The sequence below is a fragment of the Mycobacterium sp. IDUB_1 genome (assembly GCF_055419625.1).
In genome coordinates, this window is record NZ_JBVAYA010000002.1 from 308,406 (window position 1) to 323,498 (window position 15,093).

Sequence of the window (15,093 nt, forward strand, 5' to 3'; positions counted from 1 at the left end):
CGCTACCCCTGGTGGCCCCGATGCCGAGGGCTGTCGGACGGTGCGGAGCGGGCGGATAGCCGCAGTCTTGAAGTGTTGTGTACGTCACACTTGTCATGTTAACGTGATGAGCATCTACACGCACCCGTGAGCATTTGCTCACGGGCCAGCGTATTGAGCGAGGTGGGGTTCGTGGTCGCAACGGTGCCTAACGGTGACTTCGCTCGCGCCCTTGGCGAGCACGTCGTTCCGCCACGCGAGCGCGCCTCCGCCGAGGACCTCCGCCTCGCCCTGCGGGCGGCCACCCTCTACTACCTCGACGGGTTGACGCAGGCCGAGATCGCGGCACGGCTCGGGGTGTCCCGTCCGACCGCGGGTCGTCTGGTGGCGCGGGCCAAGGCCAACGGCTTCGTACGAATCGAGGTCGTGGTCCCGCCCACCCTCCGCGACGACCTGCACGCCGACGAGGAGCGCGAACTCGAGCAGCGTTTCGGCCTGACCGAGGCGGTGGTGGCCGGACACGGCGTCGACGTCGGCGCGCCGGGCCGGCCCGCGGCGTTCGCCAGCGTTGGCCGCGCGGCCGCCGCGCTGCTCATCCGGCGCATCGCCCCCGACGATGTGCTCGGCTTCACCTGGGGGCCCGAGCAGGTGGCCGTGGTGGCGGCGTTGGCGCCGGGCGCCGCCAGCTGCCGCGCCGTCGTCCAACTGGACGGCGCCATGTCCACCTCGGTGTACCAGACTGGAGTCGAGTTCATCCTCGACCGTTGCGCAGACGTCCTGCGAGCAAACAGTATTCGCCTTCCTGCCCCTCTGTACGCCGACCCGTCGACGGTCGTCTCGATGCGCAGCGACTCGGTGATCTCCAGGACGCTCGAGGCAGGAAGACGCGCCGACATGATGCTGTTCGGTACCGGCGCGGCGTCGACGTCGACCACGCTGTTCGAAGGCAGCTATCTCGACCTGACGATGCTCGACGAACTCGTATCCCTCGGCGCCGTGGGAGAGATCGGCGGTCGCTTCTTCGATGCGCAGGGCGTACCCGTCGCCACCGAACTGCAGCTGCGGGCGGTCTCCGTCTCATTGGACGACATCCGCGACTGCGCGAAGACGATTCTGATCTCCAGCGGAGCCGCCAAGCACGTGGCCACGCTCGGAGCGCTGCGAGGGAGGTTCGCCCGGATGTTGGTGTGCGATATCGATTGTGCTCGTTGGTTGTTGGCTCAGTGAGGAGGCACGGAACAGTGAGACCAGGAATGGTGAAGCGACTCGGGGTGGCGGTGTCCGCGTCGGGCCTTGTGCTCACTGCCGGCTGTGCCGGTGCGGGCAGTCTCGGAGCCTCGTCGAACGAGGTGACGATCGCTCTGGTGTCCAACTCGCAGATGACAGACGCGCAGAAACTGTCGCCGGAGTTCGAGAAGGAGAACCCGGGCGTCAAGCTGAAGTTCATCTCGCTGTCGGAGAATCAGGCCCGCGCCAAGATCACCATGTCGACCGCCATGGGCGGCAGCCAATTCGACGTCGCGATGATCAGCAATTTCGAGACGCCGCAGTGGGCCAAAGATGGTTGGTTGCTCAATCTCTCGGACTACGCCAAGAACACGCCCGGTTACGACGAACAAGACTTCATCCCGTCGCTGCGGCAATCTCTGTCCTACGAGGGCAACATGTACTCGGTGCCGTTCTACGGCGAATCGTCGTTCCTGATGTATCGCAAGGACATGTTCTCCAAGGCCGGGATCGAGGTCAGTCAGGATCCGAACTTCCAACCAACCTGGCCCGAAGTGGCCCAGTGGGCCAAGACGATCAAGGACAAACAGGTCTCCGACGCGGGAATCTGCCTGCGCGGCAAGCCCGGTTGGGGTGAGGTGCTCGCTCCGCTCGACACGGTCATCAACACCTTTGGCGGCCGGTGGTTCGACGAAGACTGGAACGCGCAGCTCAACAGCCCGGAGGTCAAGAAGGCCGTCAACTTCTACGTCGACACGATCAAGGAGTCCGGCGAACTCGGGGCGTCCTCGACGGGTTTCCAGGAGTGCGCCAACTTGTTCGGGCAGGGCCAGACGGCGATGTGGTACGACGCGACGTCGGCAGTGTCGGTCCTCGAGGATCCGGCGACGTATCCGGACCTCGTCGGCAAGATCGGCTACCTGCCTGCGCCGATCGTCGAGAAGCCCGATTCGGGGTGGCTCTACACGTGGGCGCTCGGCATCCCCAAAGGCGCCAAGAACCCTGACGGCGCGTGGAAATTCATTTCGTGGATGACAAGCAGGGATTACATGAAGCTGGTCGGCGAGAAGTTGGGTTGGGCTCGGGTACCACCCGGCAGCCGAACCTCCACCTACACCGAACTGCCGGAGTACGAGGCGATTTCGAAGTCGTACGGACCCCTGACGCTGCGGTCGATTTCCGGTGCGACCCCGGACAAGCCCACAGTCCAACCGGTGCCCTACACAGGCGTGCAGTTCGTCGGGATACCCGAGTTCCAAGATTTGGGAACGCGGGTCAGCCAGCAGATCAGTGCAGCGATCGCCGGGCAGCAGTCCGTCGACGCCGCGCTGGAGCAATCGCAGTTGTATGCCGAAGTCGTCGGCAAGAGCTACCAGGAGAAGCGATGACCACAACTTCGCCACCCACCGGCCTCACGGCCGAGGCCGACGACAGAGCCGTCGCTGAACGGGTTCGCAAGATCAGGGAGTCGCAGGACGTCGGCGTGAGCCGCGCGGAGGGGTGGCGCCGGCGTGGCCCGCTGCTACCGGCCCTGATCTTCATGATCGCGGTGACCCAGGTGCCGTTCCTGTTCACGCTCTACTATTCGACGCTGTCGTGGAACCTGGTGCGTCCCGGCTCGCGACAGTTCGTCGGGATCAACAATTACGTCGCCGTCGTACAGGACAGCCAATTCTGGTCGGTGGCAGGCAACACCGTCATCCTGATCGTCGGGGTGGTGCTCATCTCCGCATTCCTCGGCCTTCTCATCGCGCTGCTGCTGGATCGGGCATTCCTCGGCCGCGGGGTGGTGCGTACGCTGCTGATCACGCCGTTCCTGATCACTCCCGTTGCCGGAGCGCTCATCTGGAAGACCACGATCCTCGATCCGAACAACGGCATCCTCAACTGGGCGCTGTCCCTGGTGGGGATCGGGCCGGTGGACTGGATCGGCCAATTCCCGTTGGCGATGGTGATGGTCGAACTGATCTGGCAGTGGACGCCGTTCATGATGCTGCTGATCCTGGCCGGCCTGACGTCGATGCCCCGTGACCAACTCGAGGCGGGACGGGTGGACGGCGCAACGGCGGTCCAACTCTTTCGGGAGTTGACGCTGCCGCATCTCCGCCGCTTCATCGAGTTGGGGGTGGTGCTCGGAGCGATCTACCTCGTCAACACGTTCGACGCGATCTTCATGATGACCCAAGGCGGTCCCGGCGTCGCGAGCGCGAACCTGCCTTTCTACATCTATCAGCGTGCGTTCCTCGGCTTCGACATGGGTCAGGCGGCGGCGATGGGGGTGGTGGTCGTCATCTTCACCATGATCATCGCCAGCTTCGCGCTGCGATTGATCTTCACATCGTTCTCCGGCAAGGAAGAGGCAGCCTAGTCATGACTACCCACGACGTCGTCGATAGCAGCGAACGAACAACGGCCGCCGACGGTGCAGCACCGGTACGCAAGAAGAAGTCCAGGAAGTTCAGTCCGTGGGGTGTCGTCGCATGGCTGGCCGGTATCGGCTTCTTCTTCCCGGTGTTCTGGATGGTGCTGACCTCTTTCAAGGCCGAGAGCGACGCGGCGACCAATCCGCCCAAACTGTTCTTCGAGCCGACGCTCGATCAGTACTCGGCCGTCTTCAACCAGGGAATCGGTCCGGCGATGCTGAATTCGGTCTTCGCAACGGCCGTGTCGACCATCCTGGTGCTTCTGCTCGGGGTGCCCGCGGCATTCGCACTCTCGCTGCGGCCGGTCCGCAAGACATCCGACGCGCTGTTCTTCTTCATGAGCACGAAGATGCTTCCCGTGGTCGCGGCCATCCTTCCGCTGTATGTGATCGTGTCCAACCTCGGACTGCTGGACAACATCTGGGCACTGATCGTGCTCTACACGTCGATGAACCTGCCCATCGCGGTCTGGATGATGCGGTCATTCTTCCTCGAGGTGCCGGGCGAACTGCTGGAGGCGGCGAGCCTCGACGGAGCAAGTCTCTGGCGCTCGGTGCGGGAGGTGATCCTGCCCCTGGTCTCCCCGGGCATCGCTGCAACGGCGTTGATCTGCGTCATCTTCGCTTGGAACGAATTCTTCCTCGCAGTGAACCTCACTGCGGTGAATGCCCAGACCATGCCCGTGTACCTCGTCGGCTTCATCACCGGCGAGGGTCAGTACTGGGCCGTGCTGTCGGCGGCCGCGACCATGGCGGCACTCCCCGTGATCCTGTGCGGGTGGTTTGCCCAGAACAAGCTGGTGCGCGGCCTTTCGTTCGGCGCAATCAAGTAACCCCACTGTCGAGATAGAACGGAATAGTCATGGCTGCAATCACATACCGGAATGCGACCTGCATCTACGAGGGCTCGGACAGGCTCGCGGTGGATTCGCTGAACCTCGATATCCACGACGGTGAGTTCGTCGTCCTGGTCGGGCCGTCGGGTTCGGGAAAGAGCACCGCGCTGCGAATGCTCGCCGGCCTCGAGGACATCGACGAGGGCGCCATCGAGATCGGCGGCAAGGACATGACCGGTGTGCCGTCAAAGGACCGCGACATCGCGATGGTGTTTCAGAACTACGCGCTGTATCCGAACAAGACCGTCGCGGAGAACATGGGCTTCGCGCTGAAGCTGCGAGGCGTGCCCGCCGCCGAACGGCGCGAGAAGGTCGAAAAGGCGGCGAAGATCCTCGACCTCACCGAGTTCCTGGATCGCAAACCCGCGAAGCTCTCCGGCGGTCAGCGCCAACGCGTTGCGATGGGCCGCGCCATCGTGCGCGAGCCGCAGGTGTTCTGTATGGACGAGCCGCTGTCGAACCTGGATGCGAAGCTGCGCGTGCAGACGCGCACTCAGATCGCCGCGCTGCAACGACGGCTGGGTACCACCACCGTTTACGTCACGCACGATCAGGTGGAGGCCATGACGATGGGTGACCGGGTGGCCGTGCTGCGCCTCGGGAAGCTGCAGCAATTCGCCTCTCCGAACGAGCTTTACGACCGGCCGGCCAACGCCTTCGTCGCCGGCTTCATCGGTTCGCCCGCCATGAACCTCATCGACCTTCCCGTCACCGACAACGGCGTCAAGATCGGCGATTCCGTGCTGGAGTTGGAGCGCGCCGACGTCGCAAAGGTCAGCGAGGCCGGTCTGTCGGAGGTCACGTTCGGAATTCGTCCCGAGCAGCTCGAGATCTCGAGCGACGGCGCTGGCGTCGAGGTCGTCGTCGACCTGGTCGAAGATCTCGGCAGCGAGGCCTTCGTCTACACCCACGCGGGCTCCGGCGTCGAACTCGTCGCCCGGTGCAATCCGCGCACTGCGCCGAGACTCGCGGACACGGTGCGCCTGCGGAAGAACCCCGAGGGCGCAGTGCACCTGTTCAACCCGACCACGGGCGAGCGGCTGAACTGAATCGCGCCGCGTTCACCCGGGACTTCAGCGCGCGTTGAACCGACTCGCGGGGGGTAATACCGTCGAGTGGTGGACGGCTACCAGCGGGTGCGGTTGAGCAACCCCGACAAGGTGCTGTATCCGGCCACGGGCACGACCAAAGCCGAGGTCTTCGAGTACTACGTCTCGATCGCCGCGGCGATGCTGCCGCACATCGCGGGCCGCGCGGTCACCCGGAAGCGTTGGCCCAACGGCGTGGACGAGCCGGCGTTCTTCGAAAAGCAGCTGGCCTCCTCGGCGCCGGACTGGCTGGACCGCGGGACCATCGTGCACAAGTCGGGCACCACGACCTACCCGATCATCGACACCACGGAGGGTCTGGCGTGGATCGCGCAGCAGGCGGCGCTGGAAGTCCATGTGCCGCAATGGCGCTTCGAAGCGGGTGAACGCAGCGGCGCACCCGAGATGGGGCAGGCGACCCGGATCGTGTTCGATCTCGACCCCGGTGACGGAGTGAGCATGCCTCAGCTCTGCGAGGTCGCGCACGAGGTGAGGGACCTGATCTCCGACATCGGCCTGCAGACGTTCCCGTTGACCAGCGGCAGCAAAGGGCTGCACCTGTACGTCCCGCTGGACGACCCGATCAGTTCACGCGGGGCGTCGGTGCTGGCCAAGAGGGTCGCTGTGCAGCTCGAGCAGGTGATGCCGAAGAAGGTCACGGCGACGATGACCAAGAGCCTGCGCGACGGCAAGGTCTTTCTGGACTGGAGTCAGAACAACGGCAACAAAACCACCATCGCACCGTATTCGCTTCGCGGACGCGAACATCCGACGGTGGCCGCACCACGCACCTGGGACGAAATCGAGGATCCCGACCTGCGGCATCTGACGTTCGCCGAGGTCCTGGAACGCTGGGAGCGGGACGGAGATCTGCTCAGCGATCTGGACGAGCCGCTGGCGGTGCCCGATCGGCTGACCACCTACCGCGGTATGCGCGACAGCGCCAAGACCCCCGAACCTGTACCGGCGCAGGCGCCGCAGGTCGGCAACAACGACAAGTTCGTCATCCAGGAGCACCACGCGCGACGGCTGCACTACGACTTCCGCCTCGAGCGCGACGGCGTCCTGGTGAGCTGGGCTGTGCCCAAGAACCTGCCGGACACTCCCTCGGTCAATCACCTCGCGGTGCACACCGAGGACCACCCGATGGAGTACCTGACGTTCGCCGGGGAGATCCCGAAAGGTGAGTACGGGGGCGGTGAGGTGTACGTGTGGGACACCGGAACCTACGACACCGAGAAGTTCACCGACCACTCGCCGGACGGGCCCGCGAAAGGCGGTGAGGTGATCGTGACTCTGCACGGCGAGAAGATCCGAGGCCGCTACGCGCTGATCCAGACCGATGGCAAGAACTGGCTAGCGCACCGCATGAAGGAGCAGCAGGAGCCGACGTTCGCGGATCTGGCGCCGATGCTGGCCACTGAGGGCTCCATCGAGCGATACACGAAGGCGCAGTGGGCTTTCGAGGGTAAGTGGGACGGCTACCGGGTGCTCGTCGACGCAGACCACGGTGCGCTCAGTGTGCGTTCGCGTCGCGGCCGCGAGGTCACCGCCGATTATCCGCAGTTTCGCGCGCTGGCTGCCGATCTCGCCGAGCATCATGCGATTCTCGACGGCGAAGCGGTGGCGCTCGACGAGTCCGGTGTGCCCAGCTTCCGCGAGATGCAGAACCGGAAAAGGTCCACGCGGGTCGAGTTCTGGGCCTTCGACATTCTCTACCTCGACGGTCGTTCGCTGTTGCGGGCGAAGTATTCGGACCGTCGGCGCATCCTCGAGGCGCTGGCCGAGCAGGGCGGGCTGATCGTGCCGGCGCAACTCGACGGTGACGGTCGCGATGCGTTGGCGCTCGCGCGCGACAAGAACTGGGAAGGGGTGGTGGCCAAGAAGCGAGATGCCACCTACCAGCCGGGCCGGCGGTCCTCGGCGTGGATCAAACACAAGCTCTGGCGCACGCAAGAGGTGGTGATCGGCGGCTGGCGCGCCGGAACGGGCGGGCGCACCAGCGGTCTCGGCGCGTTGATGCTCGGCATCCCCGACGAGGACGGTTTGCAGTTCGTCGGGCGGGTCGGCACCGGGTTCACGGAGAAGGAACTCGCGATGCTGCGGGCGACGCTGGAGCCACTGCACACCTCGGAATCGCCCTTCGTGACAACGCTTCCCACGCAGGACGCCAAGGGCGTGACGTTCGTGCGTCCGGAACTGGTGGGTGAGGTCCGGTACAGCGAGCGCACTGGGGACAACCGGCTTCGCCAACCGAGTTGGCGCGGGCTGCGTCCCGACAAGGAGCCGGGGGACGTGCGATGGGAGTGAAGACTCCCGGAATCAGCTGTGTGCGAACGCCTCTCGGAGGAACGGCGTCGAATCGGCCATCGATGCGAGGACCGTTCCGCTGTGGTCCTCTTCGGGGTAGACCCGCAGGGTGACGTCCTGATTGTTGGCGACCAGTTGGTCGTAGAACGACAACGTCGACGACGGCGGGACGTCCCGATCGAGTAGCCCCACACCGAGAAACAGGGGACGGTCGAACCCGGTGGACGGCGTCCCCATGAAGTCGTACAGCGCCTCGGTCATGCCGGGGATCGAGTTCAGTGGTGCGGAGAAGAACGACGCCGGCGTCAGGTGTGCCAGCTGATCCGACAACTCGGCGGTGCACAGGGTTTCGGCGCGGGAGGCCGCGTCGATGCCGGCGGGACTCAGCACACTGCCGACACCCAGTTCGGGCCGCGCCTCGCGCAGCGACGCCAGGATGTACGCGGTGTAGGCGTTGGCGATGGGCCCCAACTCGGGGAGCTCGAGGTTCGGCCCCGCCTGGGCCACCAGCTTGTCGATGTTGGCGGGAGCGCCGGTGGCGACGGCGCCGCGGTAGTCCAATCCGGTGCCGCGGCTGAACTCGGTGGCCCAGCGTGCGCTGCTGACTGCGGCGCCGCCGCCCTGCGACTGCCCGACGATCGCCCACTCGGGAGATAGCGGCAGGCCCATGTCGTGGGCGGCGATCACGGAGTCCACGACCGCATGGGCGGTGGCGACACTGTTGAGGTAGCTCATCAACCCCGGTGTGCCCAGGCCGGCGTAATCGCTGGCGACGACTGCGTAACCCTGGTCTAGCCAGTGCGACAGGTACTCGTCGTCACGTGGGGTCCGGGGTCGGGCCGAGGGTGTGCAGTCGTCGCCGAGTCCGACGGTGCCGTGGGCCCAGGCGATGACCGGGAATCCGCCCTCGGGTGCGGGCCCCGGGGGCAGGAACACCGCTCCCGTGCTGACAGCGGGCCGATCGTGTTGATCGGTGGTGGAGTACAGGACGCGAAAGGCGGGACCGGCGCCGGTGAGTGACAGCGCAGGGTCCAGAGGGACGGAGGTGATGGTCGTTCCGGCCGGCGGGATGGGGCCGGCGAAGAACCGAGCGTCCAGGCCCGACCACGCCGGCGCGTCGGCATGAGCGGGTGACGCCGGAGTGGCCACAAATGCCGCAATGAGCAGTACGGCCAACATCATTCGGTGTCTCCAACGCATCGGGGCAGCCAACCACATTCCATCAGGAGGTGTCACGGGCGCCCGGGATTTGTCGGTGGTCGAATGTATGTTCGAAGTATGTCGGGGGTGCGGGAGGCGGTGGCGGTCTTGCGGGCCGCAGTCGACGGCGTGCTGGCCTGCAATCTGGACCTCTCGACGGCTGCGGAGCTCACGGAGCTGCTCGACGCGGTGGAATCCGCCGGCTGCCGGCTCCCGGCGGCCCAGCACCGAGCGTTGGCCCGGCTGCAGATCGAGACCACCCCGCAGCAGATGGGCGCCAAAAATTGGAAAGACGTGCTGGCGATCCGGTGGCGGATCAGCGGCGGTGAGGCGCATCGCCGGTTGACCGAGGCTGCGCTGCTCGGGCCGCGGGTGTCGCTGACCGGAGAGCCGTTGCCGCCGGTGTTGGAGGCGACCGCCATCGCGCAGGAACAGGGGCTGATCACCGGCGAGCATGTCACCGAGATCCGCAAGGCCGTCGACAAACTCCCCGGCTTCTGCGATACCGCGACCCGCGAGCAGTTCGAGGTCGAGCTGGTCCGCACCGCGGTCGGTGCCGGCCCGAAAGAAACCCGCGACGCCGCCGATCTGACCCTGTTCCTGCTCGATCAGGACGGCCCCGAACCCGACGATGCGGAACGCGTCCGCAAGCGGGGGTTGAACACGGGCCCGCAGCGCCGTGACGGCATGACGCAGTGGCGGGCCGATCTAACCCCCGAAGCCGCCGCGGTGTGGGAGGCGATCTTCGCCAAATACGCCGCCCCCGGCATGTGCAACCCCGACGATGACGAGCCCTGTATCTCTGGGACGCCCACGCAGGCGCAGATCGACGCGGATCACCGCAGCCTGGCCCAGCGCCAGCATGATGCGCTGCTGGCGGTGGGGCGGATCGCGTTGATGAGCGGGGAGTTGGGTCAGCTCAACGGGTTACCGGTGGCGGTGATCGTGCGCACCACGCTGCAGGATCTGGAATCCCGCGCCGGGATCGGGGTGACCGGTGGCGCCACCCGGCTGCCCATCAAAGACGTCATTCGGATGGGCGCGCACGCGAGCCACTATTTGGCGGTGTTCGACCGGGCCACCGGCTCCGCGTTGGATTTGTTCCGGACGCGGCGGGTGGCGTCGGTGGCGCAGCGGGTCATGTTGATCGCGCGTGAGGGTGGCTGCACCAAACCGGGCTGCCGAGTCGGGGCGTACGGATGTCAGGTCCACCACGTCACACAAGATTGGGCTGCGGGTGGGCTGACCAACATCGACGACCTCGGCCTGGCCTGCCCACCCGACAACCGCTCCGTCGCACCCGCCAGCTGGACCACGTCGATGAACACCCGCCACGAGGTGGAATGGACCCCACCACCGAACCTGGACACCGGCCAAACCCGGGTCAACACCCACCACACCCCCGAACGCCTCCTCCGCCCACCCGAGGACGACGAGCCCACCCAAGCGTCGGCCGACCCCGCAGAACCCGGCGGACCCGCACCACCCGACAACCAGGTGGCCTGACGGCCGATCGCTAGATCGCGATCCCTGCGGCGATGGCCTCGGTCATGCCGCGGGTCGCGAGCACATCCGCCAGTTCGTTGTCGTCGACGCCGGAGTGGCCCTTGACCCAGAACCACTCGACTTCGTGCCGCGCGCAGGCCTTTTGGAGGCGCTGCCACAGGTCGACGTTCTTCACCGGTTGCTTCGCGGCGGTCAGCCAACCGTTGCGCTCCCAGCCGAGCACCCACTTGGTGATGCCGTTACGCACGTAGGTGCTGTCGGTGTAGAGGTGCACCGAGACCGGACGGGTCAAAGCCTCCAGCGCCATGATCGGCGCCGTCAGCTCCATCCGGTTGTTGCTCGTCACGCCCGACTCGCCACCGAACATCTCGCGCACGTGCTGGCGCTGCCGCAGCACCGCGCCCCAGCCGCCCGGCCCGGGGTTGGGGCGGCAGCCGCCGTCGGTGTGGATCACCACGACATCGTCTCGGGCGTCGTCTGGCATCCGCCGAGAATAGGCAATCGGGCCACCGGTGTGCGGGGTGACTCGCCGCGTCACCGGCGTGTCGTCGTCGCGGCGCGCGCTCGGATGGCCGGCGCGATCCACTCGGCCAGGTACTCGCGCAGGGCGTCGCCCTGGCGAGCCGGCCCGCCGGGATCGACGATGAACGACTGCACCGTCCTGAGCATGAACTCGACGAGACCACCCAACGAGTCGCCGCCGAAACCTGCTGCAGCCCAGTCGATATCGAAGCGCTCCAGAATCGATCGGCCGAATCCGATGGCCAGCTCGGACGTCACCCCCGCGGTGAACGCGGACGCCTTTCCCGGTTCGACGACCAGGCGCAGGTAGCGATCCTGCGACAGCTGCTCGAGGGTGTAGGCGATGCTCTCGACCACCGCCTGCGTCGGATCGCTGATGCTGCCTAGTCGTGCGGCCAGGCGATCGAGGAATCCGTCGATCGACGACAGCGCAGTAGCGGCGAGCAAGGCCTCCTGGGTGGGGAAGTAGCGGTAGACCGTCTGACGCGTCACCCCGAGCGACTGCGCGATCGTCGAGATGGTCGCGGGCCGGCCGCCGTCGATGGTCTGACGGGCCGCCTCGAGAATGCGCGCGACGGCCTCGTCGTCGTCACGGGGGATGTCTCCCGACCATCCGTGTCTACGCATCACGCGATCGTCGCACGACCCGGTATCGACCATTGACAATACATTCCACTAGAGATGTATGGTCAGGGAATGGATGCTCCTGCCCACTGCGACGACGAGGTGCTGACCGAGCGGGCGCTCGCGCACGCGCTCGCCGGCACCACCGACATGGCCGACCGCGAGTTGCGGGTGCCGCTGCACTACTACCGCGATCCGAAGACCACCGACGTCGAGGAGTCGCAGATCCTGCGTCGGGTCCCGCTCGCGATCGCGCCGTCAGCGCAGGTGCAGAACGCCAACGACTACGTCGTCCGCTCGGTGCTCGGAGATTCCCTGCTGATCACCCGCGACCGACATGGAGTCAGCCGCGTGCTGCTGAACTACTGCCGGCACCGGGGCGCCATGCCGGCCTGCGGATCCGGCAATGCGTCACGATTCGTCTGTCCCTATCACGCATGGACCTACAAGAACACCGGCGAGCTCTTCATGGTCCCCGGCAGAGCAGGGTTCGATTCGATGAACCTGAAGGACTACGGTCTCGTCGAACTGCCGTCAGAGGAGCGCTACGGCTTCATCTGGGCGGTACTGTCGGCCGACGCGACGATGGACCTGGACGCTCATCTCGGAACCATGGGGCCCGAACTCGAGCGGTGGAACTTCGCGTCCTACGGCTATCACACAGAACGCGAATTCACGTCCGGCGTCTCATGGAAAGGTGCGCTCGAGGCCTTCGCCGAGGGCTACCACTTCCCGTTCGTCCACGGTCAGAGTGTGATCGGACAGAACACGTTGGCCAACACCGCAATCTACGACGAGTACGGCCGACACCACCGCATCGGTTTCCCGTTCACGTGGATCACCAACCTTGACACCGACGCCACGGGGCCGCGCGACCCGTCGACGAACATGGGCGTCATCTACTGGATCTACCCGAACCTCATTCTCGCCAACAGCCCAGTCGGAGTGGAGATCATCGACATCCTGCCCGACGGCGAGCCGACCCGCTGCACCGTCCGGCACAGCTGGATGGCGCGCATTCCCGCGCAGAACGATGAGATGCGCGCGACCTACGACACCATCTACGACAGCGTGCACGCCGCGGTGCGCGACGAGGATTTCGCGATGCTGCCGCAGTGCGGCGAGGGGGTGCGCCGCGGCCAGCACGATCATATGATCATCGGCCGCAACGAGATTGCCGTTCAGCACATGATCAAGGTCTTCGCCGACGAGCTCGGTATCGCCCTGTCCTGATCACGACCGCCGCGGCGCTGACATCAACGCCGTGCGCACTGTCATGCCCACCTCGTGGTGGCGCAGCGTGGTGATCCGCCGACCGGGCTGCACGGCCGCCTTGATCGGCGAGGTTCGGTCACCGAAGAACCGGGCCGACTCCTCGATGTCGTCGACCACATAGGTGATGCCCCACAGCGTCGACGGGCCCTGGCCCGAGACACCGGGTGAGCCGACCACTTCGACGATCGTCTCGCCGAACCGATAAAAGATCTGCCGGATCGGCCGCTCGCCGAGATGAGCATCGCGTTGGCGACGCGGCTGCACGCCCAGGCCGCCGAGCGCCCTGACCGTCCGGTCGAGATCCGGCGACATCAGCACGACATGGTCGATGACGGTGACGCCGTTGCGGTGAACCGCCGGCGGGGTCGCAGCAGCACCGGATCTCGTCGTAGCGATCCCGTCCACGTCCTCACCCACACCGGGTGGAAGGCCATCCAGTGACCACCCGACGATGCCGAATCCGTTGTCGCGGCCGACCAATTGGATACCCACGTCGCCGACCGCGCACATTCCATCGGCACGCACGGTGAATCCGGCCTCGGCCCAGGCCGATGGCGGATCGGCCACCTCCAGCGTGGCGATGCGCAGCGTCATGAGCGCCGAGTGTGTCAGATCAACGGGCGAAGTCGGCGGGACGGAACTTTCCGTCGCTCAACTTGCTCTCGATCTCCTCGAGGCTGCGGCCGGTCAGGTCGGGCATCCGGAAGTACACGAAGAGCCATGCCGCCACGTTGAACAATCCGTAGAGCCACATCGCCGGACCGACGCCGATGCCGCTGATGAGCGTCAGCAGGGTCAGCGTGATGAGCAGATTCGTCCCCCACAGCGCCGCGGATTGCACAGCCGTGCCTGCCGGCCGGACCGCCAGCGGATACGTTTCCGAGCCGGTCAGCCACCCCATCAGCTGAAGACCGCCGGCGTTGAACAGCATGAACACCACCAGGCACGCGATGATGAAGGGTATCGAGTCCCGATCGCTGTTACCGGTCACGAACAGCGTGCCGAGCACGAACAGGCTCGCCGCGGCGCCGGGGATCATGATCAGGGTGAGCCTGCGCCGGCCCACCTTGTCGATGATCGACAGACCGACCAGCTGAGCCACCAGATAGCTGACCCCGAGAGCAACCGACACCTCGAGAGCCACAGACTCGGAGAAGCCGTTGTCGGTCAGGATGGTCGGCGAGTAGTAGATGATCATCTCGATACCGCTGAGCTGCGTGAAAATCGCAATGCCGCAACCGAGGACGAGAGCGGGACGCACCCATGCCTCGCGGAGCCCCGGCCACCCGCGGGTCTTCGCGGTCTGCTCCTTGCGCGTCAGCTCTTCCATCTCCTCGAGCTCACCGTCGACGTCGTAACCCGACGGGCGAACGCGTTCGAGGACGTCGCGGGCATCGTCGCCGCGATCGTTCTTCACCAGCCATCGCGGGCTCTCGGGCAGTCGGAGCAACAGCAGGAGCATGATCGCGGCAGGGACCGCGGCCGCGCCGATCGACCATCGCCACGGAATGTGTTCGGTGGCGCCGACGATCGTCGCGATCACGATGCCGACACCGATCGCTATCTGGAAGCAGAGCACCAGCCGGCCACGGTATTTCGGTGGCGCCAGCTCGGCGACGTACATCGGTGCGGTCTGCGTCGCGCCACCGACGGCGAACCCGAGGACAAGGCGACCGAGCGAGAGCACGAACGGATTCGGTGCGACTGCGCACCAGAGTGCGCCGACCACGAACACCGCCGCAAGCATCAGTAGCGTGCCCTTGCGACCCCGCTTCTCCGAGAGATAGCTACAGGTCAGGGCGCCGATCACGGCGCCAAGCAGGATGCTCGCCGCGATCACCTGCTTCCACGACTCCTCGATACCGAAGTCCTTGGTGATCTGAAGCAGCGCCCCAGAGATGATGCCGGTGTCGTAGCCGTAGAGCATGCCCGACACCGCCGACACGAGTGCGACGATGATCGCGGCGCCGGTCAGCTGGCCCGAAGCGGTGGCCCTGTCGTGATCGGACGCGGCGGTGTCGTGGGACTTCATCCGAGGACTCCT

Annotated in this window: 13 protein-coding genes; 8 read left to right on the plus strand and 5 right to left on the minus strand. The window is 65.9% G+C overall.

Going from position 1 to position 15,093, the window contains the following annotated elements:
* The first annotated feature begins 270 nt into the window (after positions 1-270).
* The 6 genes from ACZYYX_RS14365 to ACZYYX_RS14390 all read left to right on the plus strand — a co-directional run bounded on the left by ACZYYX_RS14365 (position 271) and on the right by ACZYYX_RS14390 (position 7,922).
* A complete protein-coding gene (locus ACZYYX_RS14365; RefSeq protein WP_463815803.1) occupies positions 271-1,206 on the plus strand; it encodes a sugar-binding transcriptional regulator in 936 nt (311 codons plus the stop codon).
* Positions 1,207-1,232: 26 nt separating this feature from the next.
* On the plus strand, positions 1,233-2,594 hold the full coding sequence (locus tag ACZYYX_RS14370) for an ABC transporter substrate-binding protein (protein WP_463815188.1): 1,362 nt from the start codon (positions 1,233-1,235) through the stop codon (positions 2,592-2,594).
* A complete protein-coding gene (locus ACZYYX_RS14375) occupies positions 2,591-3,574 on the plus strand; it encodes a carbohydrate ABC transporter permease (RefSeq protein ID WP_463815189.1) in 984 nt (327 codons plus the stop codon). The genes ACZYYX_RS14370 and ACZYYX_RS14375 overlap by 4 nt, the downstream gene beginning before the upstream one ends.
* 2 nt (positions 3,575-3,576) lie before the next feature.
* Positions 3,577-4,461, plus strand: coding sequence for a carbohydrate ABC transporter permease (locus tag ACZYYX_RS14380; protein ID WP_463815190.1), 885 nt, complete (start codon positions 3,577-3,579; stop codon positions 4,459-4,461).
* A 29-nt stretch (positions 4,462-4,490) separates the two neighbouring features.
* Complete coding sequence (locus tag ACZYYX_RS14385) at positions 4,491-5,573, plus strand: ABC transporter ATP-binding protein (protein ID WP_463815191.1); 1,083 nt, start codon at positions 4,491-4,493, stop codon at positions 5,571-5,573.
* Positions 5,574-5,639: 66 nt separating this feature from the next.
* Positions 5,640-7,922: an ATP-dependent DNA ligase gene (locus tag ACZYYX_RS14390; protein WP_463815192.1), complete on the plus strand. Its 2,283-nt coding sequence runs from the start codon at positions 5,640-5,642 to the stop codon at positions 7,920-7,922.
* A gap of 12 nt (positions 7,923-7,934) precedes the next feature.
* On the opposite strand, the gene ACZYYX_RS14395 is transcribed toward ACZYYX_RS14390, so the two are convergent.
* The gene (locus ACZYYX_RS14395) at positions 7,935-9,104 is read right to left on the minus strand and encodes an alpha/beta hydrolase family protein (RefSeq protein ID WP_463815194.1); all 1,170 of its coding nucleotides are present in this window, start codon (positions 9,102-9,104) and stop codon (positions 7,935-7,937) included.
* Between the two features lie 81 nt (positions 9,105-9,185).
* On the opposite strand from ACZYYX_RS14395, the gene ACZYYX_RS14400 reads away from it, so the two are divergent.
* Positions 9,186-10,628 (plus strand): HNH endonuclease signature motif containing protein, encoded by a 1,443-nt coding sequence (locus ACZYYX_RS14400; protein WP_463815195.1) that lies wholly within the window; start codon positions 9,186-9,188, stop codon positions 10,626-10,628.
* 10 nt (positions 10,629-10,638) lie between these two features.
* On the opposite strand, the gene rnhA is transcribed toward ACZYYX_RS14400, so the two are convergent.
* The gene (gene rnhA / locus ACZYYX_RS14405; protein ID WP_463815196.1) at positions 10,639-11,112 is read right to left on the minus strand and encodes a ribonuclease HI; all 474 of its coding nucleotides are present in this window, start codon (positions 11,110-11,112) and stop codon (positions 10,639-10,641) included.
* A gap of 50 nt (positions 11,113-11,162) precedes the next feature.
* Positions 11,163-11,777, minus strand: coding sequence for a TetR/AcrR family transcriptional regulator (locus ACZYYX_RS14410; protein WP_463815197.1), 615 nt, complete (start codon positions 11,775-11,777; stop codon positions 11,163-11,165).
* Positions 11,778-11,846: 69 nt separating this feature from the next.
* Between ACZYYX_RS14410 and ACZYYX_RS14415 the strand changes: the two genes are divergently transcribed.
* Positions 11,847-13,007, plus strand: a complete 1,161-nt coding sequence (locus tag ACZYYX_RS14415) for an aromatic ring-hydroxylating oxygenase subunit alpha (protein ID WP_463815198.1) — start codon at positions 11,847-11,849, stop codon at positions 13,005-13,007.
* On the opposite strand, the gene ACZYYX_RS14420 is transcribed toward ACZYYX_RS14415, so the two are convergent.
* Positions 13,008-13,643, minus strand: a complete 636-nt coding sequence (locus ACZYYX_RS14420; RefSeq protein ID WP_463815199.1) for a VOC family protein — start codon at positions 13,641-13,643, stop codon at positions 13,008-13,010.
* A 19-nt stretch (positions 13,644-13,662) separates the two neighbouring features.
* Entirely contained in the window at positions 13,663-15,081 is a 1,419-nt protein-coding gene (locus tag ACZYYX_RS14425) for a sugar porter family MFS transporter (protein WP_463815200.1), read from the minus strand.
* Positions 15,082-15,093 lie beyond the last annotated feature (12 nt).

Excerpts from the sequence above, each read along its gene's own strand:
- ACZYYX_RS14370 (WP_463815188.1), top strand. The coding sequence starts at position 1,233 with ATGGTGAAGCGACTCGGGGTGGCGGTGTCCGCGTCGGGCCTTGTGCTC.
- ACZYYX_RS14375 (WP_463815189.1), top strand. The coding sequence starts at position 2,591 with ATGACCACAACTTCGCCACCCACCGGCCTCACGGCCGAGGCCGACGAC.
- ACZYYX_RS14380 (WP_463815190.1), top strand. The coding sequence starts at position 3,577 with ATGACTACCCACGACGTCGTCGATAGCAGCGAACGAACAACGGCCGCC.
- ACZYYX_RS14385 (WP_463815191.1), top strand. The coding sequence starts at position 4,491 with ATGGCTGCAATCACATACCGGAATGCGACCTGCATCTACGAGGGCTCG.
- ACZYYX_RS14395 (WP_463815194.1), bottom strand. The coding sequence starts at position 9,104 with ATGATGTTGGCCGTACTGCTCATTGCGGCATTTGTGGCCACTCCGGCG.
- ACZYYX_RS14400 (WP_463815195.1), top strand. The coding sequence starts at position 9,186 with ATGTATGTTCGAAGTATGTCGGGGGTGCGGGAGGCGGTGGCGGTCTTG.
- rnhA (WP_463815196.1), bottom strand. The coding sequence starts at position 11,112 with ATGCCAGACGACGCCCGAGACGATGTCGTGGTGATCCACACCGACGGC.
- ACZYYX_RS14410 (WP_463815197.1), bottom strand. The coding sequence starts at position 11,777 with ATGCGTAGACACGGATGGTCGGGAGACATCCCCCGTGACGACGACGAG.
- ACZYYX_RS14415 (WP_463815198.1), top strand. The coding sequence starts at position 11,847 with ATGGATGCTCCTGCCCACTGCGACGACGAGGTGCTGACCGAGCGGGCG.
- ACZYYX_RS14420 (WP_463815199.1), bottom strand. The coding sequence starts at position 13,643 with ATGACGCTGCGCATCGCCACGCTGGAGGTGGCCGATCCGCCATCGGCC.
- ACZYYX_RS14425 (WP_463815200.1), bottom strand. The coding sequence starts at position 15,081 with ATGAAGTCCCACGACACCGCCGCGTCCGATCACGACAGGGCCACCGCT.